Annotated in this window: 24 protein-coding genes; 7 read left to right on the plus strand and 17 right to left on the minus strand. The window is 64.0% G+C overall.

All coding sequences use genetic code 11. From position 1 onward, the window contains the following. The first annotated feature begins 1 nt into the window (after nt 1). The 4 genes from CEW83_RS03395 (at nt 2) to CEW83_RS03410 (ending at nt 5,475) form a co-directional block, all read left to right on the plus strand. The gene (locus tag CEW83_RS03395; protein WP_108948088.1) at nt 2-1,222 is read left to right on the plus strand and encodes a CaiB/BaiF CoA transferase family protein; all 1,221 of its coding nucleotides are present in this window, start codon (nt 2-4) and stop codon (nt 1,220-1,222) included. A gap of 123 nt (nt 1,223-1,345) precedes the next feature. After that, complete coding sequence (locus CEW83_RS03400; RefSeq protein WP_108948089.1) at nt 1,346-2,095, plus strand: electron transfer flavoprotein subunit beta/FixA family protein; 750 nt, start codon at nt 1,346-1,348, stop codon at nt 2,093-2,095. A gap of 1 nt (nt 2,096) precedes the next feature. Beyond that, a complete protein-coding gene (locus CEW83_RS03405) occupies nt 2,097-3,026 on the plus strand; it encodes an electron transfer flavoprotein subunit alpha/FixB family protein (RefSeq protein WP_108948090.1) in 930 nt (309 codons plus the stop codon). A gap of 427 nt (nt 3,027-3,453) precedes the next feature. Next, complete coding sequence (locus tag CEW83_RS03410) at nt 3,454-5,475, plus strand: methyl-accepting chemotaxis protein (RefSeq protein ID WP_108948091.1); 2,022 nt, start codon at nt 3,454-3,456, stop codon at nt 5,473-5,475. A gap of 21 nt (nt 5,476-5,496) precedes the next feature. On the opposite strand, the gene CEW83_RS03415 is transcribed toward CEW83_RS03410, so the two are convergent. From CEW83_RS03415 to CEW83_RS03440, 6 genes are all read right to left on the minus strand, one after another. Next, complete coding sequence (locus CEW83_RS03415; protein ID WP_234418972.1) at nt 5,497-6,132, minus strand: VTT domain-containing protein; 636 nt, start codon at nt 6,130-6,132, stop codon at nt 5,497-5,499. Nucleotides 6,133-6,136: 4 nt separating this feature from the next. Then, a complete protein-coding gene (locus CEW83_RS03420; RefSeq protein WP_159099376.1) occupies nt 6,137-6,967 on the minus strand; it encodes a DNA-binding domain-containing protein in 831 nt (276 codons plus the stop codon). Beyond that, complete coding sequence (locus CEW83_RS03425; protein WP_108951171.1) at nt 6,955-7,854, minus strand: DUF692 domain-containing protein; 900 nt, start codon at nt 7,852-7,854, stop codon at nt 6,955-6,957. Before CEW83_RS03425 ends, CEW83_RS03420 begins: the two co-directional genes overlap by 13 nt. Before the next feature lie 76 nt (nt 7,855-7,930). Then, on the minus strand, nt 7,931-8,215 hold the full coding sequence (locus CEW83_RS03430) for a hypothetical protein (RefSeq protein WP_108948093.1): 285 nt from the start codon (nt 8,213-8,215) through the stop codon (nt 7,931-7,933). A gap of 282 nt (nt 8,216-8,497) precedes the next feature. Further along, complete coding sequence (locus CEW83_RS03435) at nt 8,498-9,217, minus strand: alpha/beta hydrolase (RefSeq protein ID WP_108948094.1); 720 nt, start codon at nt 9,215-9,217, stop codon at nt 8,498-8,500. A 49-nt stretch (nt 9,218-9,266) separates the two neighbouring features. After that, nucleotides 9,267-9,914 (minus strand): hypothetical protein, encoded by a 648-nt coding sequence (locus tag CEW83_RS03440; RefSeq protein WP_159099377.1) that lies wholly within the window; start codon nt 9,912-9,914, stop codon nt 9,267-9,269. Between the two features lie 207 nt (nt 9,915-10,121). Between CEW83_RS03440 and CEW83_RS03445 the strand changes: the two genes are divergently transcribed. The 3 genes from CEW83_RS03445 to CEW83_RS03455 all read left to right on the plus strand — a co-directional run bounded on the left by CEW83_RS03445 (nt 10,122) and on the right by CEW83_RS03455 (nt 12,492). Next, entirely contained in the window at nt 10,122-10,628 is a 507-nt protein-coding gene (locus CEW83_RS03445; RefSeq protein ID WP_199915197.1) for a GNAT family N-acetyltransferase, read from the plus strand. A gap of 112 nt (nt 10,629-10,740) precedes the next feature. Then, complete coding sequence (locus CEW83_RS03450; protein WP_108948096.1) at nt 10,741-11,196, plus strand: MaoC family dehydratase; 456 nt, start codon at nt 10,741-10,743, stop codon at nt 11,194-11,196. Between the two features lie 108 nt (nt 11,197-11,304). Continuing rightward, nucleotides 11,305-12,492, plus strand: a complete 1,188-nt coding sequence (locus CEW83_RS03455; RefSeq protein WP_108948097.1) for an NnrS family protein — start codon at nt 11,305-11,307, stop codon at nt 12,490-12,492. Between the two features lie 47 nt (nt 12,493-12,539). On the opposite strand, the gene CEW83_RS03460 is transcribed toward CEW83_RS03455, so the two are convergent. The 11 genes from CEW83_RS03460 to CEW83_RS03510 form a co-directional block, all read right to left on the minus strand. Further along, entirely contained in the window at nt 12,540-13,064 is a 525-nt protein-coding gene (locus CEW83_RS03460) for a MarR family winged helix-turn-helix transcriptional regulator (RefSeq protein ID WP_108948098.1), read from the minus strand. Nucleotides 13,065-13,203: 139 nt separating this feature from the next. Further along, nucleotides 13,204-14,100, minus strand: a complete 897-nt coding sequence (locus tag CEW83_RS03465; protein WP_159099378.1) for an alpha/beta hydrolase — start codon at nt 14,098-14,100, stop codon at nt 13,204-13,206. Then, entirely contained in the window at nt 14,090-14,800 is a 711-nt protein-coding gene (locus tag CEW83_RS03470; protein WP_108948100.1) for an ABC transporter ATP-binding protein, read from the minus strand. Before CEW83_RS03470 ends, CEW83_RS03465 begins: the two co-directional genes overlap by 11 nt. Further along, the gene (locus CEW83_RS03475) at nt 14,797-15,570 is read right to left on the minus strand and encodes an ABC transporter ATP-binding protein (protein WP_108948101.1); all 774 of its coding nucleotides are present in this window, start codon (nt 15,568-15,570) and stop codon (nt 14,797-14,799) included. The genes CEW83_RS03470 and CEW83_RS03475 overlap by 4 nt, the downstream gene beginning before the upstream one ends. After that, on the minus strand, nt 15,567-16,604 hold the full coding sequence (locus CEW83_RS03480; RefSeq protein ID WP_108948102.1) for a branched-chain amino acid ABC transporter permease: 1,038 nt from the start codon (nt 16,602-16,604) through the stop codon (nt 15,567-15,569). The genes CEW83_RS03475 and CEW83_RS03480 overlap by 4 nt, the downstream gene beginning before the upstream one ends. 5 nt (nt 16,605-16,609) lie before the next feature. Continuing rightward, on the minus strand, nt 16,610-17,530 hold the full coding sequence (locus CEW83_RS03485; RefSeq protein ID WP_108948103.1) for a branched-chain amino acid ABC transporter permease: 921 nt from the start codon (nt 17,528-17,530) through the stop codon (nt 16,610-16,612). Between the two features lie 234 nt (nt 17,531-17,764). Beyond that, nucleotides 17,765-18,934: an ABC transporter substrate-binding protein gene (locus tag CEW83_RS03490; RefSeq protein ID WP_234418973.1), complete on the minus strand. Its 1,170-nt coding sequence runs from the start codon at nt 18,932-18,934 to the stop codon at nt 17,765-17,767. A 108-nt stretch (nt 18,935-19,042) separates the two neighbouring features. Then, entirely contained in the window at nt 19,043-20,650 is a 1,608-nt protein-coding gene (locus CEW83_RS03495; RefSeq protein WP_108948104.1) for an AMP-binding protein, read from the minus strand. Nucleotides 20,651-20,919: 269 nt separating this feature from the next. Beyond that, a complete protein-coding gene (locus CEW83_RS03500; protein WP_108948105.1) occupies nt 20,920-21,687 on the minus strand; it encodes a class II aldolase/adducin family protein in 768 nt (255 codons plus the stop codon). Between the two features lie 30 nt (nt 21,688-21,717). Beyond that, nucleotides 21,718-22,713: a ketopantoate reductase family protein gene (locus CEW83_RS03505; RefSeq protein ID WP_108948106.1), complete on the minus strand. Its 996-nt coding sequence runs from the start codon at nt 22,711-22,713 to the stop codon at nt 21,718-21,720. A gap of 19 nt (nt 22,714-22,732) precedes the next feature. After that, on the minus strand, nt 22,733-23,524 hold the full coding sequence (locus CEW83_RS03510) for an ABC transporter ATP-binding protein (protein ID WP_108951174.1): 792 nt from the start codon (nt 23,522-23,524) through the stop codon (nt 22,733-22,735). Between the last annotated feature and the right edge of the window lie 11 nt (nt 23,525-23,535).

The following is a 23,535-nucleotide window of genomic DNA, read 5'->3' on the forward strand; positions in this document are numbered from 1 at the left end:
TATGGGCGCCCTCTCGCACATTCGCGTTCTCGATCTGTCGCGCATTCTGGCCGGCCCCTGGGCCGGACAGATGCTGGCAGACCTGGGGGCAGACGTGATCAAGGTCGAACGCCCCGGTGCGGGTGACGATACCCGTAGCTGGGGGCCGCCGTACCTCAAGGATGAGGCTGGTGAGAACACCTCGGTGGCGGCCTACTACCTGTGCGCCAACCGCAACAAGCGCTCGATCACCATCGACATCACCTGTGCCGAGGGACAGGCGCTGGTGAAGAAGCTTGCGGCCGAGTCCGACGTGGTCATCGAGAACTTCAAGCTTGGCGGTCTGGCGCAGTACGGGCTGGACTATGCATCACTGAAGGTGGTCAATCCGCGTCTGGTGTATTGCTCCATCACCGGCTTCGGTCAGGATGGTCCTTACGCGCCGCGTGCGGGCTACGATTTCCTGATCCAGGGCCTTGGTGGTCTGATGAGCCTCACCGGGCATCCGGATGGCGAAGAGGGCGGCGGTCCGATGAAGGTCGGTGTGGCACTGACCGACATCCTCACCGGGCTGTATGCCACCAACGCGATTCAGGCTGCGCTGGCCTGGCGTGAGCGGAGCGGCGAAGGTCAGTTCATCGACATGGCCCTGCTCGATGTGCAGGTGGCCTGCCTTGCCAATCAGGCGATGAATTACCTGACCACCGGCAACAATCCGAAGCGGCTCGGCAATGCGCATCCGAACATCGTGCCCTATCAGGATTTTCCGACTGCGGATGGCTACATGATTCTCGCCATCGGCAATGACGGGCAGTTTGCGCGTTTCTGCGCCGAGGCCGGTCAGCCCGAGCTTGCTGCAGATGCACGGTATGCGACCAACAGGGCGCGTGTCGAGAATCGCGCAAGCCTGATTCCAGCGCTCAAGCGCCTGACCATCGAGCGCAGCACGGCCGACTGGATTGCGGCACTGGAGGCAAAAGCGGTACCCTGCGGACCGATCAACACCCTTGCGGACGTGTTTGCAGATCCTCAGGTGCAGGCGCGTGGGCTCAAGGTTGACATGCCGCACCCGGTCGCCGGGTCGGTTTCGCTGGTGGCAAATCCGATGCGCTTTTCGGCAACGCCGGTCGAGTACCGCTCGGCGCCGCCCGCACTCGGTGAGCATACCGGGCAGATCCTGCAGGAAACACTTGGACTGAGTGGCGCCGAAATCGACGGCTTGCGGAGTGCCGGCGTCATCTGAATGCGACCGCAACGGTCTTGCTGGTCATTGCTTAACGGTCGAGCTGGCGCAGTGGGCTTTGCCTGTCTGCGCCAGATCATTTTGTGCGAAGACCCGTTCAAACAAGAACGATGGAGATTGAGTATGAAGATTCTGGTCCCGGTCAAACGCGTTGTTGATTACAACGTGAAGGTCCGCGTCAAGGCGGACGGCAGCGGTGTGGACATCGCCAACGTCAAGATGAGCATGAACCCGTTCGACGAGATCGCGGTTGAAGAGGCGGTGCGTCTGAAGGAAGCGGGCGTGGCCACCGAGGTGGTGGCGGTATCGTGCGGCGTGACCGCCTGCCAGGAGACGCTGCGCGCAGCGATGGCGATCGGGGCGGACCGCGGCATTCTGGTCGAGACCGATGTCGAGCTGCAGCCGCTGGCCGTGGCCAAGCTGCTCAAGGCGGTGTGCGACAAGGAAGGCCCGACGCTGGTGATCTGCGGCAAGCAGGCGATCGACGACGACGCCAACCAGACCGGCCAGATGCTGGCCGCGCTCAACGGCTGGCCGCAGGCGACCTTCGCCTCCAAGCTGACCCTGGCCGACGGCAAGGCCAGCGTGATGCGTGAAATCGACGGCGGTCTGGAGACCCTGGCGATCTCGCTGCCGGCGGTGGTGACCACCGACCTGCGCCTGAACGAACCGCGCTACGCCACGCTGCCCAACATCATGAAGGCGAAGAAGAAGCCGCTCGAGACGGTGAAGCCGGACGCGCTCGGCGTCGACGTCGCCCCGCGCCTGACCACGCTCAAGGTCTCCGAGCCGCCCAAGCGCAGCGCCGGTGTGCGCGTGGCCGACGTGGCCCAGCTGGTCGAGAAACTCAAGAACGAAGCGAAGGTGATCTGACATGTCCATTCTTGTAATTGCCGAACACGACAATCAGGCCATCAAGGCAGCCACCCTCAACACCGTCACTGCCGCCGCAGCGCTCGGCAGCGACGTGCATGTGCTGGTCGCCGGCAGTGCCTGCGGCGCAGCGGCCGAAGCCGCGGCGAAGATCGCCGGTGTGGCCAAGGTGCTGGTGGCCGATGCCGCTCACCTCGAAGCGCAGACCGCCGAGAACGTTGCCGAACTGGTGAAGGGTCTGGCTTCGGGTTACAGCCACATCCTGGTTCCGGCCAGCAGCGCGGGCAAGAACATGCTGCCGCGCGTGGCAGCACAGCTGGACGTGGCCCAGATCAGCGACATCGTCGCCATCGAAGACGCCGACACCTTCGTGCGCCCGATCTACGCCGGCAACGCGCTGGCCACGGTCAAGAGTGCGGACGCGATCAAGCTCATCACCGTGCGCACCACCGCGTTTGAAGCGGCGGGCGAGGGCGGTGCGGCCGCCATCGAAGCCGTCACCGCGCCGGCCGACCTCGGCATGGCCACGCTGGTGAGCCGCGAGATCGTCAAGAGCGCCCGTCCGGAACTGGGCGCGGCCAAGGTGATCGTCTCCGGTGGTCGCGGTGTGGGCAGCGGCGAGAACTACCACGCCATGCTCGAGCCACTGGCCGACAAGCTCGGTGCCGCCCTCGGCGCGAGCCGTGCCGCGGTCGACGCCGGCTACGTGCCCAACGACTACCAGGTCGGCCAGACCGGCAAGATCGTCGCCCCGCAGCTCTATATCGCGGTGGGCATCTCGGGTGCGATCCAGCACCTGGCTGGGATGAAGGACTCCAAGGTGATCGTGGCGATCAACAAGGATCCGGAAGCGCCGATCTTCCAGGTGGCCGACTACGGTCTGGTGGGCGATCTGTTCAGCGTCATTCCCGAACTGACGAAGGCCGTCTAAGCGGCTTCAACCCCCTTCGGCGGGCAAGCCTCCCTCCCTCTCCCGCTTGTCCGCTGTGTTTCGCGTCTGCCCTGACCGGTTTCCGGTCGGTGCAGACGCGTTTTTTTGTTCACGGGACGGATGCGAAATCGCTGAAACATCAGAATGGAGTAATGGCGCTCGGTTTGTGCATGTCGTGGTCCGGTTGCGGCATTTGACGGCTGATCAGCCTGCGGCTGCGAGTGCGAACGCTTCGCGCTGCGATGCGCGGACGGTGTTCGACGGGGTCGTTGCAGCTGTCGTGAGTGCACGGGATGCCATTTTTCTGATGTTCTCCCGCTGCGGATCTCCACAGGCGCGCGGCTGAGTGCTTTAACGTTAAAGTTACGTCCCACGTGGTCGTTAGCAGACTACGCGAAAAATAACAGAGCACTCAGGAGACCAGATTATGCAGTTCCTCTTTGCGCCGGCCGTGCGCATGATGAACAGTTTGCGCTTTGCGACGCGCTTCATTCTCATCGGCGCTGCCGGGGGCATTCTCGTTGCCGGCTTGATGTTCCAGTTCCTGCAGTCAGTTGGCGAAAGGCTGCGGACGACGGTGGCGGAGCAAACGGGCGTGGAGCACGTCGTTGCCCTGCGCGAGACCAGCCAGCTGCTGGATCAGCACCTGCTGGCCTCATCACTGTTCTCTCTCGGCGAGTCTGCCTCGGAGAAGGATGCTGCTGCCTTGCGCGAGCGCATCGGCGTCGCGCTTTCCGCTGCGCGCAAGACCGGACTCGAAGGTGCAGGGCCGGATCTTGAGCAAGCGTGGCTGGCGCTCGAAAAGGAGTGGGACGTCTTCAAGTCGGTGATCGGTGCTTCGTCCACGCCGGAGATCCGCGAACTGCACCAGCGTTTCGGTGACCGACTTGCCGCCCAGGCGCGCCTGATTGCTGATCATGCGGGCTTGCCGCTCGACCCTGAGGTCGATACGAATTACCTCTACGACACCCTCGTCAACCGTCTGCCGCAACTCTTCGACGCGCTTGGACAGATCCGCCTCAAGGCCTCGAGCATTGCCAGCATTCAGATGATCGATGCTGCTGATATCGGGCGCCTGGAACGCCTGACCGCCGATGCCATTGCACAGCTCGCCCGCATTCGCGAGAACACCGAGAAGATCGGCAAGGCGGCGCCCGCGTTCAAGCCGGCGCTGGACAAGGGCCTGGACGACATCCAGGCGGGGCTCGACCGCATGCGACGTGTGATCGACGGGAGCCTCGTCAACGTTGCCGACATCAACATCCCGGTGGCAGAGGCACTGAGCAAGACCGATGCGCCCCGTCAGGCTGCGGCGGATCTCGAGAAAACCGTTATCGCTGCGCTCACGGAGCGCCTCGCGGAGCGGGCCGGCGCGCTCTCGGATCAACGCTCGGTCAATCTGGGTCTTGTTGCACTCGGGCTCGCGCTTGCCGGATATCTGTCGATGGGCTCCTATCTCAGCCTGCAACAGGGGACCGCGCACCTGCTTGAAGGCGGACGGCGCCTTGCTGACGGCGAGCTTGCCTATCGGATCGACGTCGGCAGCCGGGATGAGTTTGCGGATATCGCCGACAGCTTCAACCGCATGGCAGGGTCCTTCGGCGAAGTGATCAATACGCTGAAATCGAGCGCCGACAACCTGAGCAGGACGGCCGGCGCAATGAATGAGGCGACGCGTCAGGTTGCCGGCGGATCGGCCGAGCAAAGTCGCCTGACCCAGGAAACGGCGAGCTCGGCCAACGCGATGTCGGACAGCATCGGCGAGGTGGCGAGCAACGCCGGCGAGGTGGATCAGATTGCGCGCGACGGACGCACCAAGACCGACGAGGGTTACAAGGGGCTCACCCGGATGCAGGGTGAGATCGGCATCGTGCGCACGGCGGTGGAGCAGATTACGTCATCGGTGTCGGAGTTCGTGCGCACCACGCTCGAAATTCGCGGCATGACGGGGCAGGTTCGCGATATCGCCGAACAGACCAATCTGCTCGCGCTCAACGCTGCAATCGAGGCCGCACGTGCCGGAGAGCAGGGCCGGGGATTTGCGGTGGTGGCCGACGAGGTACGCAAGCTGGCGGAGAAGTCGGCCAGCTCCGCGAGCGAGATCGACCGTCTGACTCAGGCGATCAACAGCCGGTCCAACGATGTCAGCGGTGCCATCCAGCGCGGGCAGGAGTCTCTGGCTGCCAGCGAGGGATTCCTGCAAGCCGTTTCGAGCCAGCTATCGTCGGCGAGCGAGTCGGTGGCGAAGACATCGGAGGGCGTGGACCTGATTACGGCTGCGATGCGTACCCAGGCCGATTCGGTGCGCAGCATCAGCGGCTACGTCGCGCGGATTGCCGACATGGCCGGGCAGAACGACGCTGCGGTGGCCAGTGCCGCGAGCGAGGCCGAGCGCCTGGAGCGGATGTCGGCCGAGCTGCGTAACCTGATCGCGCGCTTCAGGGTCTGATGCAGGGTCAGCCTCGCGGGTTCAGATCAGGTCGAGGGCCATTGCCAGGTAGTCGAAGAAGACGCTGTAGAGCACGATTGGCAGTGGCAAGCCCGCCAGCAGTCCCAGCACGTAATGACCCAGTCCCACGCCCGACAGCGCCAGCGCGTAGTTCAGCGCAGGTGCAGTCTGGAACAGGGTGCGCAGCAGGAACTGGCTGCGGATGGGTTGTTTATCGAGACGCGTCAGCAGGCTGCGTGCGAGACGGTTGTCGATCTTGCGCAGGGCGCTGCCGCCCAAGCACCGGATGAGCACGAAAACGAGGGTGCAGGAGAGGACGGCTGCGACATAGGTAACGGCGGCGCCCCAGACCTGACCAAGCGACAGCACCGCGGCAGCGAGAAAGATCCAGCCCGGAATCTGAATCAGGTTGCCGAGCGCAAACAGCAGCACGAATGTTGCCGTGCCGCTTATCAGATGGCTCTCGAATTGCGCGCGGATGACATCCAGCCCGAAGTGTTCGCGAATGCCGGTGATGTGCACAACGAGCAGGATCGTGGCGGTGAAGCTCAGCACGGCCAGCAGGCGGGCATGGCGTTTCAGCCATTGCATCGCGCCGTGAGCATGTGTGACCAGCGTGTGGGGTTCGGGAAGCGGTGCGCTGCCACGGCTGTTCATTTCGTCACCGCTCAGTCATCCGCCGAGGCATTGTCACCGCTTCGCCTGTGGCAACAGCGCTGATCAGTCCCTCGCTCAGCCAGCGTTGCAACCAGGGGCCAATGAAGCCGGCCGCATCCGGATGGCGTTCGGCGAGCATGCTGCAACTCATCGCATAGCCATTGCCCGCGAGCAGCATGTCGAGCATGAAGTGCTCGGCTGCAGACAGCGAGCGGAAGCTGCTTTGTTTGTCATGGCGCCAGAACAGACAGGGCAATGCGTGTGGCAGGGCGCGGGCGGGCGGCGGTGTGCGCTGCTGGTCGAGGGCATGCCACACCTCGATCGTGTTCCACGCAAATGTGGCAAGCGCGGTGCCGGGCGTGAAAATGAATTTCGCGTGCTCCCAGTCAGTGTCAGAGAGTTGCGTCAGCGGCGTCAGCGCGTCGGGCTGCAGGCGCGGGCGGTCGGGCGCATCGAAAGCGTCATGGAGCAGCCAGTCCATTCGCGCCAGTTCGCTCACTTCCGGATCGGCCGGCATCGAGCCCGCCAGGTCATCCGGAAAGCGGTGACCATAGTCGCGCAGGTTCGGGCTGAGCGACGGTGTCCGCTCGATGTAGCGCTCCGCCTCCCGTCCGAACTCGTCGTCGCCGAGATACATCCAGGTGCGTTCGAACACCGTTCCGAGTGCATCGCGCAGCCGTGCGCGATAGGCGCGATGATAGACCGCCAGCCTTGCATCCCGCGCGAGGCCGAAACTGCCATCGAGCAGGGGCAGCACGGGCGCCGTGTCCTTGCTGGTGTCGAGAATGTAGGCCTTCAGCCTGGCCTGGGTTTCCGCAAGGCTCATGTCGGACATGGTGCGGGCTCCGGCGTGCTTGCGTCCGGCCTGCGGGCGCATGAGGCCGCAATGCGGCGCACGTGCGAAAGTTCCGTCAGCAAGTCTGGCAGCGGCGGAATGTCGTCGTCGCGTTCGATCATGCTGCTGACCGCACCGAATCGTCGCCATGCGGCTGCATAGAGATCGAAAACGGGATCGATGATCGCCGCGTCATGGGTGTCGATGATGAACCCGTCGACGTTCGAATGTCCGGCAAGATGGATCTGCTGCACCCGGTGGGCGGGCACCCCGTTGATGAACTGCATGGGGTCGAAACCGTGATTCACGCTGCTGACGTAGATGTTGTTCACGTCGAGCAGGAGGTGGCAGTCTGCCTCGTTGGCGATGGCGGTGAGAAACGCCCATTCGCTCATCGATGAGTCTGCATAGCTGAGATAGCTGGAGACGTTCTCGATCACCATTCTGCGTTCGAGCATGTCCTGTACCTGGCGGATACGCGTGACGACGTGCCGGATCGCCTCTTCGGTGTAGGGGAGCGGGTAGAGGTCGTGCAGGTTCACACCGTGCGCGCCTGTCCAGCACAGATGATCCGAAATCCATGCCGGCTCGATGCGTCTGGCAAGCGCCTTCAGGTCGCTCAGATATTGCCGGTTCAAGGGCTCTGTCGAGCCAATCGACATCGATACGCCATGCATCACCAGCGGATAGTCACGACGGATCGCGTCGAGCATGGCAAGCGGCTTTCCGCCTTGCACCATGTAGTTCTCGGAGATGATCTCCAGCCAGTCGACGGCCTGCGGTGCGCTGAGGAATTCGGCGTAATGCACCGGGCGCAAGCCCAGCCCAAAACCCAGCGTGGGGACGCGCCGGTCTGTCTCAAGGGCAGGCAGCGACTGCGTGTTCATTTTCTGATCACCTGTGGGTTCGTGCATGGCGTCGGGTGTCAGGGGGCGTGTCATCCCCCTGGCACCCGGGCGGGCATTACTTGATGTCGCCAATCGTGCCCTTGGCGTCCAGGCACTCTGCGGCCTTCATGCCCTTGAACCCGTGCCCCTTGCACGAATTCATGCCCTTGCAATCGTGCTGGGCTGTCTTGCAGTCTGCCTGGCCCTTGCATGCGTTGATGCCGTAGCAATGCACAGTGTCGTTCGCTGCAATCGCTGCACCGCTTGAGCCTGCCGGTGCGTCGGCGGCAAATGCGACGGAGGATGCGGCAAAGGCTGCGGCCATGGCTGCCATGCGGGCGCCGTTGATCATGTTGGACATAGGTGTCTCCTCGGTATCGATTGGATTTGAATGGCCCCGGAACTCAGCGCTTCCTGGCTGAAATCGGCCGGGCACTGATTGGTCGACAGTCGGGGGCGAAACCTTACGGGCGATGCCGAAAAAAACCTCCGCCGCACGTTCTGGCTGTGGTCGTCAATGCGCCAATCGCGAGACATACATGAGCGGGAAGGGGGGACGGATGGCTGAGCGGGTTCGCAAGGAAACCGCCCATGCATCCGTCCGTGGCTGTTCCGCAAGCCTGGAACAGCCCAGGGAAAACCGTCAGCGCGCAGCCATGCCAGCGAATGGAAGCGTGTGCAGCCACGCCTGAATGTCCTGCAACTCGTCCATGGTTACGGTGTGATCGGCAGGGTAGTCGTGCCACGCGACTGCGAGACGGTGGCTGCGCAGCAGGTCGCAGGACTTGCGCCCGAAATCGCAGGGGATCACGTTGTCGTCGCGGCCATGGGCCATGAACACCGGTGTGCTCCGGCTGGCCTCCTCAAGTTCGTCGGCCAGCGTATCGGCCAAGGGGACGTAGGTGGACAAGGCCATGATGCCGGCGAGCGGTGACTTGCGGCGCAGACCGACATGCAGCGCAATGGCGCCGCCTTGCGAAAATCCGGCGAGCACAATGTTGCTGTCCGGGACACCACGGGCGTTCTCGCGCGCAATGAGCGCTTCGATCTGGGCCGCCGATTCGTGCACGCCCCTGGGGTCTTCGCGGCGCTGAGAAAAGTCCGCCGACACGATGTCATACCAGGCTCGCATCACGTACCCGCCATTGATCGTCACCGGTCGCGGTGGCGCGTGCGGAAACACGAAACGGATGGCGGGCAGGTCGTGGAGGTCGAGCGCGCCGACGACGGGTTCGAAGTCATGTCCATCGGCACCGAGTCCGTGGAGCCAGATGACCGTAGTGACCGGGTTCGGGCCGGTTTCGATTTCGACTGCAGGTAGCAGGGGTACTTGCCCCGAGGGGCTCGGTGGTACGGCGTTCATTGCCTTGCTCCAGTTGAGATTACGGTGTCAGGCCGTGTCGAGGAAGTGCCTATCTCGGGAAGCTCGAATTGCACTGTGCGATACAGCGCGAGTACGCCGCATCACAAGCCGCATCGCTGCGACCGGCGACACCACCCTGACAGGACAGCGAGGCGTCTGCACAGCGACGGGTACAGGTATTCCAGTCGTCCTGGCCCGGGCCGGGCACATGCAGGGAGGGCGACAGGTGGCGCGGGCAGGAGCGCAGGTCGATGCGGCGGATCGGGCCCGGCAGTCGGGACCACTCGTCGGCGCTGAAATCGAGCGCGTCCTGCAGCGGACCGAGGTCTTCAGGCTGGATCAGCCCCGAGCGCAGCAGCGTGCTTGCAGCCCAGCAGTCGGCCCTGCGTGCGCCAGCGGGCGTGCGTTGCGCGCTGGCGGGCAGGCCGAGGTTGAGGCGGGAGCATTCGTGGGCGAACAGAAACAGCTGGCCGCGTTCATCCAGGCGCGGAATGGCCGCATGGTTGTAGCGGATGACCGGTCGTCCGCCCTCGATCCGCGTGCTGACGGCTGACGGCAGGGTCGGATCGGGGACTGCGACGACCATGCGGCCCTTCGCATCCACACATCCGCCGTAGAGCGTCTGATCCTGCGCGTGGCTTGCGTTGCCCAGAAGAGCGCTACACCATAGCGCCATGATCAATAGCAGTCTGCCCATTGTTGTCGTATCCCTTGCGCATGTGGCCTGGAACAGGCTCGCATGTTCGAGGATACGCCAGCATCCGCCCGGAATGAAGCCGGTGAAGCGGGAAGGGCAGGGGGAGAATTCATCGATGAGTGATCTGCAGGGCGCGAAATGTGGCTTCGGCTGTACATCGCATGCGGGGACAAGGGGCGTGACGCGAGGCGCCGGCGGATGCGGCCGATGAACGGTATTCGTTATCGGAACATGGTTTCGGGCGATCTCTCCGCAGTCATGGCCGTGCAGACCGAAGCCTACGGAGACGGCTTCATCGAGGGTGTCGAGGTGATTGCAGCGCGTCTCGAAGCGGCACCCGAGACCGCCTGGGTGGCCGAGGATGGCTACGGTGTCTGTGCATATCTGGTGGGCTACCCTTCGATGGAGGGTCGGATGACTTCGCTGGGGGGCTTGTTCCGCGTAGCGCCCGTGGCGGACTGCCTTTATCTGCACGATCTGGCCGTCTCGCCGCGGGCCGCCGGGCGCCGCGTCGGTCCCTCGCTGGTGCGCAAGGCGCTCGGCTTTGCCCAGGATGCGAGACTGAAGTCATCCACGCTGGTTTCGGTGCAGGCGTCGAGGGCATTCTGGTTGCGTCAGGGGTTTTGCGTTGCCATGCCGGATGCAGAGGAGTCGGCAAAGCTGGACAGCTATCCCGGCGATGCAGTGTACATGGCGAGGCGACTCGGGCCATGATCGCAAGCGCGGGTGGGCCGGCGCCGCCCGAAGCGGATGCCCGCGCAGCCGCATGTGGGGACTGCAATCCGGATGCTGTGACACGTACTGTTTCTGTCCTGGGGGTGGATGAATGGAATCGCGTTTTCTCAACGATCTCTCGCCGGGCGACCGCTTTGTCTGTGGCGGCGTCACGCTTACCGAGGCCGAGATCATCGGTTTCGCCCTGCACTACGACCCGCAGCCATTTCACCTCGATGCCGGGGTCGCTGCAGATTCCATCTATGGCGGATTGATCGCAAGTGGTTTTCAGGTGGTGTCGCTGTGCTTTCGTATGTTCATACAGCAGGGGGTCCTCGCCGAATCGAGCATGGGTTCGCCCGGGATCGACGAACTGCGGTGGCTGGCACCGGTGCGGCCCGGCGACACGATTCGCACCGAGGTCGAAGTCGTCGAGTTGCGCCCCTCGCGTTCCAAGCCGGACCGGGGCATTGCGCGACTGGCGTACCGGGCGCTCAATCAGCGCGATGAAGTGGTCTCGAGCTTTTTCGTGAATCACCTGCTGCGGACCCGCAGCGAAGCGGAGTAGACCGTAAAACAGGGCGGGAGCCGGGCAGGCGATTGACCGGGGTCATTTTTGTTCGCGCCGGGGTGAGGTGTAATCGGGCATCAAGACACCACTCCCGCAGAGATCATCATGGCCCTGATTCCCCTCGAAGAGCCGACTACCCGGCGTATTCCCGCCGACACTTTCTCGCTTTTCGCACTCGCCTTTCGCCCCTTCTACCTGCTGGCGGCAACGCTGGCCGTGGTCGCGATTCCGCTGTGGGTGCTCGTTTTTCTGGGGGTGCTCTCGACGCCGATACCCGGTATCTGGTGGCATGCACACGAGATGATCTTCGGGTTCGCTGCAGCGGTGATCGTCGGCTTTCTGTTCACCGCCGGCCGCAACTGGACAGGCATCGACACCCCGGCAGGCGGTCAGCTTGCCGGCCTCGCCGGGCTGTGGCTTGCAGGCCGGTTGGCAATGGCCTTCGGCAGCGGCTGGTGGGTGGCCGTCGTTGATGTGGCTTTTCTGCCGGTCGCAGCGGCGCTGCTGCTGCGTGTGCTGATCAAGGCCAGAAGCTGGCGCAATTATTTTCCCGGCGTCCTGCCCCTGCTGCTCGGTGCGGCCAATCTGCTGTTTCACCTTACCGTGAATGGCGCGGTGGCCATCGAACCGCTGATGGGGATTCACATCGCGCTTGGGCTGGTGGTGGTGCTTGAGATCGTCATCGGCGGGCGTGTGATTCCGATGTTCACCTTCAACTCGATGCGTGGCATCCGTCAGTGGCGCAATGCGCGCTTTGATCTGGTTGCGGCGCTGGTTGCCGGGCTCGCGCTGATGTTGTGGGCAACGGGTGCGACTGGCTGGGCGGGCGGCATCTCCCTGATCGCGGCGCTGCTGCAACTGGTGCGCTGGGGCGGCTGGAATCCCTGGGCAACGCGCAATACGCCCTTGCTGTGGATCCTGCACGCTTCCTACCTGTGGATTCCGCTCGGTCTGGCGCTGCTTGCCGCTTCGCAGTGGGGGCTGGTGGCACGGTCAGCCGGGGTTCATGCACTGGCGATCGGTGCCACGGGCGGCCTGATCATCGGCATGATGACCCGCACGGCGCTTGGGCACACCGGGCGCATGCTGGTCGCCGGACGGCTGGAGGCGTTTGCCTATGGCCTGGTGCAAGTGGCCGCTGTCGCGCGGGTGCTGACCGTGGCCTTCATTCCGGCGGCTGCGATCGGTGGCATCCACCTCGCTGCCACGACCTGGGCGCTGGCGTTTGCGCTCTACCTGTGGCGCTACACGCCGTTTCTGCTCTACGCGCGGGTGGACGGTCGGGCCGGGTGAGCTTGGCGCAATCGCACTGCCCGCCCTGCATCGCGCCACACCGGGGGTCAGGGCGTGCCGCTGTCCAGCGATGTGAGGTGGCGCTTCAGGCGGTTCAACAATTCGAGGAGTTGCGTCTTTTCAGCGTGGTCGAGCCCGCTGAACAGCTCGACGACCCAGCCTTCGTGTGACTTCGCCATCTGGCGGAAAGCCTTCTTGCCGGCCGGGGTCAGATGGACGGAGTAAGCGCGGCGATCGCGCGGGTCGTCGCGGCGCTCGACGAGGCCTTCTTCGACCAGCTTGTCGGTCAGGCCGGTGACGTTGCCACCGGTCACCATCAGCCGGCGAGACAGTTCGCGCATCTTCAGACCATCCGGGTTACGGTCCAGCTGGGCCATCAGGTCGAAGCGGGGGAGTGTCGACTCGAAGCCCGTGCGCAACTGATTGCGCAGGCGGGACTCGACGATGTTGGTGCAGGTCAGCAGGCGCAACCACACCCTCAGTGCCTCATGATCATCGTCGGTCGCACGTGTCTCATGGTCGATGGTTTCCGGATCCTGGTCGGCGGAAAGGTCGTGTTGGGCTAGCGTCATGGTGGTACCTGCTTGAAATGCAACAAACGGCCAGGGGCAGCCGGGTGATGGCGTATTTTACTCCTTGAAACCGGCTAAATCATTTACGCCTAAATTTATGATGAAAAAGTTTGTTTGCGGCTGAAGGCCTTTCCGCGATTCAGTCCGACAGTCCGTCGAACAGCTCGATTGTCGCTTCGAAGAGCGCCGAGTCGGGCCGGCCGAAGGCGTCGCACAGGGTGAGATGGTCATCTTCGGGCATCGCAACCGCACCTTTCCACACGGCTGCCCAGCCATTCTCAAGCAGGGCGAGCTGGCGCCGGAATTCGGCACTCTCCTTGCCGCCAACCGCGCCCAGCAGGGGTGCATCCGTCGCAGGCTGAAGCAGGATGGGGCTCAGCGTGGCGACACGCTCGGGGTTGAAGTCGAGATCGGCGTCGAGCACCGGCACCGACGCCAGCGGCGCGAGATCGACGACCGGGCTGAGCGCAATGCCCGCTGCGACGAGGTGCTGCGGGAGGTCGGGGGCGAGCGCGGGCCAGTCGGTTGCCATGGCCATGCAGGTGAGATGTCCGCCCGCGGAGTGGCCCGATACCACGATGCGCCTGGCGTCGATGCCGTAGTGCGCTGCCTTGCGATACAGCCAGGCGATGCTGCGCCGGGTTTGCGCGGTGATTTCGTCCAGTGTGGTGGCCGGTGCGAGTCCGTAGTTCACTACCGCGACGGCGATACCGCGCTCAATGAAGGGCGGTGCGATCCACGAGAAATCGTCCTTGTGCAGACGCTTCCAGAATCCGCCGTGAATGAACACCAGCAAGGGGTGCGGGCCCTCGCCGTGCGCCGGCAGGAAGAGGTCGAGGGTCTCGGCTGCGGCCGGACCGTAGCGCAGGTCGAGTTCGGCGGGATGGGCTGCACGCGCTTCCTTGCCGCGCACACCCCAGGCGGCGAGGCTGCCGGCAAAATCGGGCACGCGAATACTGACGTCGTATTCGCGCGCGAAATCGGTGCCGGGTGGGGGCTGCAGCCGATCGGGCAGCGAGGTGGGGTCAGACGCCAAGGTAACGCTCCCAGAGTTCAGGTTCGGCCGCGAGTGCGTCGTTGTCGCCGCTCCAGGGGCTGCGGCCCTTTTCGATGAAGGCATGGTGATCGGCAACCCGCATCAGTTCGTTGAGGTATTTGTCGATCACCAGAATGGCCTGTCCGCTGCGCTTCAGGCGTCCCAGCACTTGCCAGATCTCGCGCCGGATCAGCGGTGATATTCCCTCGGTGGCTTCGTCAAGGATGAGCAGGTGCGGATTCGTCATCAGCGCGCGGCCGATTGCGAGCATCTGCTGTTCGCCACCGGAGAGCTGGTTGCCCATGTTCTGAGCCCGCTCGGCGAGCCGGGGGAAGAGGGCGTGGATACTCTCCAGTGTCCATGGATCGGCGCGGCCGCTGCGGTTGGCGGCGAAGGCCAGCAGGTTCTCCTTGACCGTAAGGTTCGGGAAGATCTGCCGCCCCTCGGGTACCAGTGCCAGCCCCATCTGCGCAATGCGCTCGGTGGGCTGGCCGTCGATGCGCTCACCGAGGAAACGGATCTCGCCCGACCACGCCGGCAACTGGCCGAACACCGCGCGCAAGGTCGTGGTCTTGCCCATGCCATTGCGCCCAAGCAGCGTGGCCGCCTCGCCCGGCTGTACCTCGAGGTTCATGCCGAACAGTACCTGGCTGGCGCCGTAGCCGGTTTCGAGGTTCTCGATCGATAGCAGGCTGCTCATTGCACGGCCTCCGTTTCGGCTGACTCATCGTCGCCCAGGTAGGCGGAAATGACCTGGGGATCGTTGCGGATCTGCTCGGGTGTGCCGCTGGCGATGACCGCGCCCGCGACCAGCACCGACACGCGGTCGGCGAGGCGGAAGACGGCATCCATGTCGTGCTCGACGAGGATCAGGGTATGGTCCTCGCGCAGGCTGTGGATCAGTTCGCCCATGCGTTTCGATTCTTCCGGGTCGGTGCCGGCCATCGGCTCGTCGAGCAACAGCAGACGCGGTTTGCACGCGAGCGCCATGCCGAGTTCGAGCGCGCGCTGTTTGCCGTGCGACAGGGTGCCGACGATCTGCTCCATGACGTCAATCAGTCCGACGCGGCGTGCGGCGTCCTCGGCGCCTTCATCAAGGTCGGACTCGTCCGCCACCGTGCCAAGAAAGTCGAACGAGTGTCCTGTGCGCGCCTGCACGGCGAGCGCCAGGTTCTCGCGCACCGTGAGCCTGGGCAGCAGGGTGGTGATCTGGAACGAGCGCACGATGCCGGCGCTTACCCGCTTGTGGATCGGCAGACGGGTGATGTCGCGCCCTTCGAACAGGATGCGGCCACTGTCAGGGGCGAGCTCGCCGCACAGCTGTGCCAGCAGGGTCGTCTTGCCCGCGCCGTTCGGCCCGATCAGCGCATGGATCTCGCCGGTGCGGATCTCGAGATTGCAGTGATCGGTCGCCACCAGGCCACCGAAGCGTTTGACGAGTTCCTGCACTTGCAGAATCGTGTGGCTCATCGCGCATTCTCCTCGCCAGCGGATTTCCCGGGCACGGCAGCGGGCGCTCGTCGCGCTGCCAGGATGCGTTCGCGCAGGCTCATGACCCCGTTTGGCGCAACCAGCACGATGAACAGCAGCAGGGCGCCCAGGATCAGGTTCCAGTGTTCGGTGTGAGTCGAGATCGTTTCTTCCAGCAGCAGGAAGATGGCCGCGCCGGTGATCCCGCCCCAGAAATAGCCCGACCCGCCAATGATCACCATCACCATCAACAGGCCGGACTGATGCCAGGTCAGTGTGTGCGGCGTCACCCCCATGCTGAGGTTCGCCAGTAGTGCGCCGGCCAGGCCGGCCAGACCGCCCGACAGCACGAAGGCCATCAGCTTGAGGCGGAAGACCGGGTAGCCGATGGCGGCCATGCGGCGCTCGTTCTCGCGGATCGCCACCAGGGCGCGGCCAAAACGCGAGGCCACGAGGCGGTAGAGGAGAACGAAGGCGAGACCCGCGGTAAACAGTACGAAGTAGTAGAAGGCGAGATCGCTTTCGAGTGACAGGCCGGGAATCTCCGAGCGCGCACTCAGTGGCAGTCCGTCGTCACCGCCGAATTCGGGCAGGGACACCGCCAGGTAATAGAACAGCTGGGCGAAGGCCAGCGTGATCATGATGAAGTACACGCCGCGGGTACGCAGGCTGATGACGCCGATCACCAGCGCGGCGAATGCCGCCAGCCCGACTGCAGCCGGAATCGCGACCCAGGCGGCGACCACGCCGTACTTGGCGAGAATGGCCACCCCATAGCCCCCTGCGCCCAGAAAGGCAGCGTGACCGAGGCTGATCATGCCGCCGTAGCCGAGAGCGAGATTGAGCGCACTGGCCGCCAGCGCCAGGATGAGCACACGGCTGCCGATACTGATGTAGAAGGGCTCGCCCAGCGAACTCATGATCAGCGGGTAGATGGCAAGGGCGAGGACCACGGCGATGGCCGTCCACGGGCCAGGCAGTCCGGCCAGCAGCGGCGTTTCGGGTGTGCGAAGGTGTGCGGATGTCGGGTTCATGTCGGTCAGCCTCGCGCAGGGAACAGGCCCTGAGGCCGGAAGAAGAGGACGCATACCATCAGCAGGCTCACCATCATCGACGCCAGCGTGGGCCCAAGCGTGGCGGCCGTGGCGGAGTCGACGACGAGCTTGAGGCCGAAGGTGAGCAGAAGCCGGCCGAGGGTGTCGATCATGCCGACCAGCAGCGAGCCGACAAGCGCGCCGCGCATGGAGCCGATGCCGCCGATCACGATCACCTCGAATGCCGGAATCAGGATCGATTCACCCATGCCGACCGAGACCGCCAGCAAGGGGCCGAGCAGCGCGCCTGCAAGTGCGCACAGTGCGGCGCCGAGCGCAAAGACGAAGGTGAACAGGGGCTTGATCCGGACGCCCATCACTGCGGCCATCTCCGGATTGGAGGCCCCGGCACGCATCCACATGCCGATACGGGTGCGGTTGACCAGCAGGTAGAGCCCGAGCGCGACGATCAGGCCGACGACGATGATGAGCATGCGGTAGGCCGGGTAGTACAGCTCGTCGGCCACCAGTTCGAGCGGGCCGGACAGGCTCTCGGGCATGCCGATCATCAGGGGCTGAGCGCCAAAAATGATCTTGATCGTTTCGTTCGCGATCAGGATCAGCGCGAACGTGGCCAGCACCTGCGACAGGTGACTCATCCGCTGCAAACGCCGGTAAAGCACCCGTTCGAGAATGGCGCCGATCAGCGCAGTGGCGATGATGGCCAGCAGCAGGGCCGGGAAGAAGCTCTGGAACGCCTGGTAGAAGGCTGCGGCGAGGAAGGCGCCGATCATGTAAAGCGAACCGTGGGCCAGGTTGATGAGGTCCATGATGCCGAACACCAGCGTCAGCCCGGCGGCCAGGAGGAACAGCATCAGCCCGTACTGCAGGCCGTTGAGCGCTTGTTCGAGAATCAGGTAGAGCATGGATGACCTGCCGGAAGTCAGGAGGCACGCTCAGATACACCATGGCCCGTGCGGGCGCTGGCGGGTCTGTTCAGTGCTGTGGTGAGAGAAAGCCGGTAAGGCAGGCCAAGGGCGATGATGGAGAACGATCCGCCCTCCGCCTGCGCGTACATGGCCGCCACGATGATGGTCCACAAGCCGCGCGGACGCTGCAGACAGGGTGCGCCGCCCTCGCGGGGGCGCACCGCAGCCGCATTACATCTTGCACTCTTTGGCGTAGGCGTCGGTGTGCTTGTCCATGACCTTGCCGACGTACTTGTTGCTGACCGATCCGTCGGCGTTCTTCACCACTTCACGCAGGTAGTAGTTCTGCACCGGATAGTGGTTGTTGCCGAAATGGTATTCGCCGCGTGTGCTAGACGCCTTCACCGTTTCCAGTGCCTTGCGGAAGGCGGCCTTGTCCTCGATCTTGCCGCCGACGGACTTCACCGCGGCATCGATCAGCAGCGCTGCGTCGTAGCCCTGCGATGCGTAGAGCGTGGGCAGGCGGCCGGTGTCCTTCTGGAAATCGGCAACGAAACGCTGATTGACCGGATTGTCCATCTCGCGATACCAGTGGCTGGTGTTGAACACGCCTTCCATTGCGGGGCCGACCGCTTTCACCACGTCCTCGTCGCCGGAGAAGCCGGGCGCGAACAGCGGGGTCTTCTTCAGCATGCCCGACTGCGAGTACTGCTTGATGAAGTTGATCCCCATGCCGCCCGGCAGGAAGATGTAGAGCGCGTCCGCACCCGAGGCGCGAATCTGTGCAATCTCGGCGGCATAGTCGAGCTGGCCGAGCTTGGTATAGACCTCGTCGGCGACCTCGCCCTTGTAGAAGCGCTTGAAGCCGGTCAGCGCATCCTTGCCCGCCGGGTAGTTGGGGGCGACCATCGCCACCTTCTTGAAGCCCTTGTCCTGCACATGCTTGCCCATGGCTTCGTGCAGGTTGTCGTTCTGCCAGGCCACGTTGAAGAAGTAGGGGTTGCACTCGGCGCCGGCGTACTGACTCGGCCCGGCGTTGGCGCTGATGTAGAAGGTTTCGGCGGCGAAGAAGGCAGGTCCGACGGCGAGCATGATGTTGGAGAACACCACGCCGGTGGCGATATCAACCTGGTCGCGCTTGATGAAGCGCTCGGTGATCTGTTTGGCAGTCTCGGGGTTCTGCGCATCGTCGGCGACGATCACTTCGGTGGTGATGCCGCCGAGCTTGCCGCCGAGGTGCTTGACTGCAAGCTCGAAGCCGTCGCGGATGTCGATGCCGAGGCCGGCGCCGGGGCCGGACAGGGTGGTCATCATGCCGACCTTCATGCTGTCGGCAGCCATGACGGCGCCGCTGGCGAGCAAGGTGGAGCAGGCGAGGGCAACGCAGGTCTTCTTCATCATTGTATTTATCTCCAGAGGGATGACGGCTTGCAGGCGGAATCTTCTCATGACGGGCACACAGGCGGCGATCCGTCATTGACGGCGTTCGCCCGGAGACCGCCGGATCGCTCAGCTTTGTGACTTCAACCGGAAGCGCTGCAGCTTGCCGGTTTCGGTGCGCGGCAGGGAATCGACGTAACTGATCGCGCGCGGGTACTTGTAGGGCGCGACGGTCTGCTTGACGAAATCCTGCAGGGTCCTGCTCATGCTCTCGTCCGGGCTGAACCCGGGTTTGAGTACAACGAAAGCCTTGATCAACTGGCCACGGTCGGCGTCGGGCACGCCGATGACGCCACATTCAGCCACGGCGGGGTGCGCCATGAGCGCCCACTCGACTTCCGGGCTGGAGACGTTGTAGCCCGAGGTGACGATGATGTCGTCGATCCTGGCGTGATAGTAGAAGTAGCCGTCCTCATCCATGTGAAAGGCGTCGCCCGGCAGGTTCCAGCCCTTGCACACGTAGTCCTTCTGGCGTTCGTCTGCCAGATAGCGGCAGCCGGTCGGACCCTTGATCGCGAGCTTGCCGACCTCCCCGGGCGGCAGGGGGTTCATCTCGTCGTCGACGATCATGCCGCGGTAGCCGGGAAGCAGCTTGCCGAGTGCACCGGCGCGGTAATCCTCGGGTCCGGAGGCGATGTAGATGTGGATCATCTCGGTGCCGCCGATGCCGTCGTGGATCTGGATGCCGCTTGCCTCGCGCCATTTGTCGCGCGTGTCGGTCGGCAAGGCCTCGCCGGCGGACACGCATTTCTTCAGGCTTGAAATATCGTAGGTGCCGACCAGGCCGGTCATCTGACGGTAGGCCGTGGGCGAGGTGAAGCAGATCGTGGCCTTGTAGTCCTGGATCGCCTTCATCAGGGGCTCGGGCGCGAGCTTTTCGAGCAACACCGTGCTGGCGCGCGCCCACAAGGGGAAGCACAGCAGGCCACCGAGGCCGAAAGTGAAGGCCAGGGGCGGGGTGCCGATGAAGACGTCGTCGCTGCCGGGCTTGAGGCAGTGACGGGGAAAGACCTCGCACATCGCCATCACGTCGCGATGAAAATGAATGGTGCCTTTGGGGATGCCGGTCGTGCCTGAGGTGAAGCCGATCAGTGCCGGGTCGTCGGCTGCCGTATCGACGGCAGCGAAGTGGTCCAGCTTGGCTTCCATCAGCGATTCGAGCGTGCCACCGGTGCCGAACAGCACGGTATGCCGCAGGCCGGGGCAGGCCGCGCCGGCAAGCTGCAGCTCTTCGGCAAGACTGGCATCGCACAAGGCATGGCTGACTTGCGCCAGTTTCAGGATCTCGCCGATTTCCTTTGCACGCAGCAGCGGCATGGTGCCGACTGCCACACCGCCAGCCTTCCACACCGCCAGCCAGCAGGCAGCGAGCCAGGGTGTGTTGGCACCGCGCAGCAGGACCCGGTTGCCAGGCACGAGCCCCATGTCTTCCACCAGCACGTGGGCCAGGCGATTGACCTGTTGCTGGAGCTGGCGATAGGTCCAGCGGATGCCCTTGCCGAGGATTGCAGGGCGATCGCCATGGCCTTCGGTGATCGCGGAATCGACGAGTTCGACGCTCGCATTGAGCTGTTCGGCGAACTCGAGTTCGGGACGTTCGAATACCAGTTCCGGCCAGGTATCGGCAGGCGGCAGGTTGTCGATGACAAACCGGTCGAGATGAGCGCTTCTACTCATGTTGGGTCCTCTGCTTTCTGGGCTGGGGTCCGCACTCAAGGCCACAGGATGATGGTCTGCGGCCCCAATGAGCGCGGTGAGCTCGTTTTTGTGAGACAAGTTTTTGCCAAACAGAGAGGCAAGTCAAGCGCTAAACAATAGTTTGCTAAATAATTGATAGATGAACTATAGGAAATGGAATGGAAGTGTTTTAACGCATTGTAAATAGTGGACTTATTTTGACTTGCTCCCGGTCGCTGCACCGTTGTGCAGCGACGCCGGGCGCGCTGTCACCAGAGCGCGCCCCGTGCAGCATGCATCTTTCGGACCATCGCATCGAAGAATTTCGTCGCAAATCCGCTGTCGCGAATCAGCATCTGTGTGAGGTCGGCGCACTTCTGCCCGATTGCATCTTCGAGCGGCGTGTCCTCACCGGGGATCATGCCCGCATGGCACTGGATTTCGGCCGCGCGCTGCACGGTCCACAGCAGGAAGAAGGTCTTGGCAATGTCCTGCTCGCCGACTGCGACACCGTGGTTGCGCAACACCAGAATGTGCTTGTCGCCGAGGCTGCCGAGCATCCGCGTCTTCTCGTCCGCGAACAGCGTGATGCCCTCGAAGGCGTGGTAGCCAACACGACCGAAGAGTTGGGCGCCGTAGAAGTTGTCGTGGGAGAAACCGGCCTTCTTCTGCGCGACTGCCGACACCGGATTGGTGTGGGTGTGAATCACGCAGTGAATGTCGTCGCGAGCGCCGTGAATCGCGCTGTGCAGGGCGAAACCCGCCGGGTTGGCATCGTAGGGCGAGGGCTCCACCTTGTTGCCGTCGAGGTCGACCTTGAGCAGGTTGGCCGGCGTCACTTCGGTGTAGTTCAGCCCGAAGGGATTGACGAGGTAGTAATTGCCCGGCCCTGGCAGCCGTGCCGAAATGTGGTTGAAGATGGTTTCGGTCCAGCCGAAGAAATCCACCAGGTGGTAGCACTCGGCGAGCTGGACGCGCAGCGCCCACTCCTCATCACTGCAATGTGCGGGTTTGACGACTTCTGTGTGCGTGCTCATGTTCTGTCCTTGAATGATCTATTCGGGAACTCAATGCTTAGCGTTGCAGCGTTGTTCGCCGCGGAAGCGGGCGAGGGCAATGATCTTGCGCGTGACCGGCATCGGCAGATTAAAGCGGGCGGCCAGTTCCAGCACCGAATCGCCAATCGCTGCGAGTTCGAGCGGGCGGCCCTTGTCGTAGTCCTGCAGCATCGAGGTGCGGATCGCGCCCATCGAGGCGCCGAGCTCGAGAAAGGTCAGCGGATCGATCTCGACCCGCGCGCCGTAGCTCGCGGCAACCAGCAACACCTCGCGTTTGATCGCGATCACCGTGTCCTGCAACTCACCCGGGCGGTAGAGCTCTTCCAGCGTCGCGCCGGTGATCACCGACAGCGGGTTGGTGCTGGTGTTGGCGATGATCTTGGTCCACAGCTTGTCGCGGATGCGCTCCAGCGGCCGTGCCTCGATGCCGCCGGCGGCAACAGCGTCGCACAGGTCCAGCAGGCGCGGGCTCATGCTGTTGTCGGGCTCGCCGAACATGATCAGGTGAGGGTTTCGTGCCAGCACATGGCCGGGGCTTTCGACCTCGGCGGTGACGAACACCACGCAGCCGATGATGTGCTTCAGGGGCAGCAAGGCCGCAAGACGAGCGTCCGGGTCGACCGCGTGGACGGCGTCGCCTGCAAAGCGTCCGCCTTCGCCATGGAAGTACCACCAGGGGACGCCGTTAACCGTTGGGATGACGATGGTGTGGTCGCCGATCAACGGCTGCAGCGTCGGCAGCAGGGTTGCGATGTCCTGGGCCTTGGCGCACAGAAAGATGATGTCCTGAACGCCGAAGTCGGCCTTGTCGCTCGCCTGCACCTCGACCCGGTGCTTGCCTTCGAGATCGGTCAGGGTGATGCCGTCGTTGCGAATGGCTTCGAGCGTGGCGCCGCGTGCAAGCACACTGACCGCGTGCCCGGCCATCGCAAGGCGAGCGGCGATGGTGCAACCGATGGCGCCGGCCCCGGCGATGCAGATTCGTTTTGAGGTTTGGGTTTGCATATGCTGAGTTCCGCTGGCCTCAGGTGGCCAGCATCGCCTGATGCTTGCCGCCGAGTCCGAGGTAGGCCTCGATCACACGGGGGTCGTCGCGCAGCTGCACGGCCGGCCCTTCCATGGCGATCGCGCCGGTCTCGAGCACGTAGGCGTAGTCGGCCACCTGCAGCGCGGCGCGTGCGTTCTGCTCCACCAGCAGGATCGACACCCCGCGCTTGCGCAGCTCGGCGATGATGCGAAAGATCTCGCGCACGATCAGCGGCGCCAGCCCGAGGCTGGGCTCGTCGAGCATCAGCAGTTTGGGCTTGGCCATCAGCGCGCGGCCCACCGCCAGCATCTGGCGCTCGCCGCCCGACAGCGTGCCGGCGAGCTGGCTTCTTCTTTCTTTCAGGCGCGGGAACAGGGTGTAGACCTCTTCCATCGTCTTCGCCTGATCGCGGTGCCCCATGCGGTAGCGCTGGAAGGCGCCCAGCGTGAGGTTGTCTTCCACCGTCATCTCGCCGAAGAGCTCGCGCTTCTCGGGCACCAGGTTCATGCCGCGCGCGACCATGCGCTCGACCTCGGGCACCGACTCGATGCTGCCGTCGAACTGCACCTGACCCCTGGAGCCGAGCACGCCCATGATGGCCGACAGCATCGTGGTCTTGCCCGCGCCGTTGGGGCCGATCACGGTCACGATCTGGCCTTCGCCCACCACCAGATTGGCGTTGGAGAGCGCCTCGACCTTGCCGTAGGACACGCACAGGTCCTGGATCTCGAGCACCTTGTTCTTCGGGGTGTTCGCGGCGCTTGCCGCGTCGTTCGGTGTGTTTGCCATGTTGGTTTCCA

It is taken from the genome of Parazoarcus communis, from assembly GCF_003111645.1.
GTDB lineage: Bacteria > Pseudomonadota > Gammaproteobacteria > Burkholderiales > Rhodocyclaceae > Parazoarcus > Parazoarcus communis_A.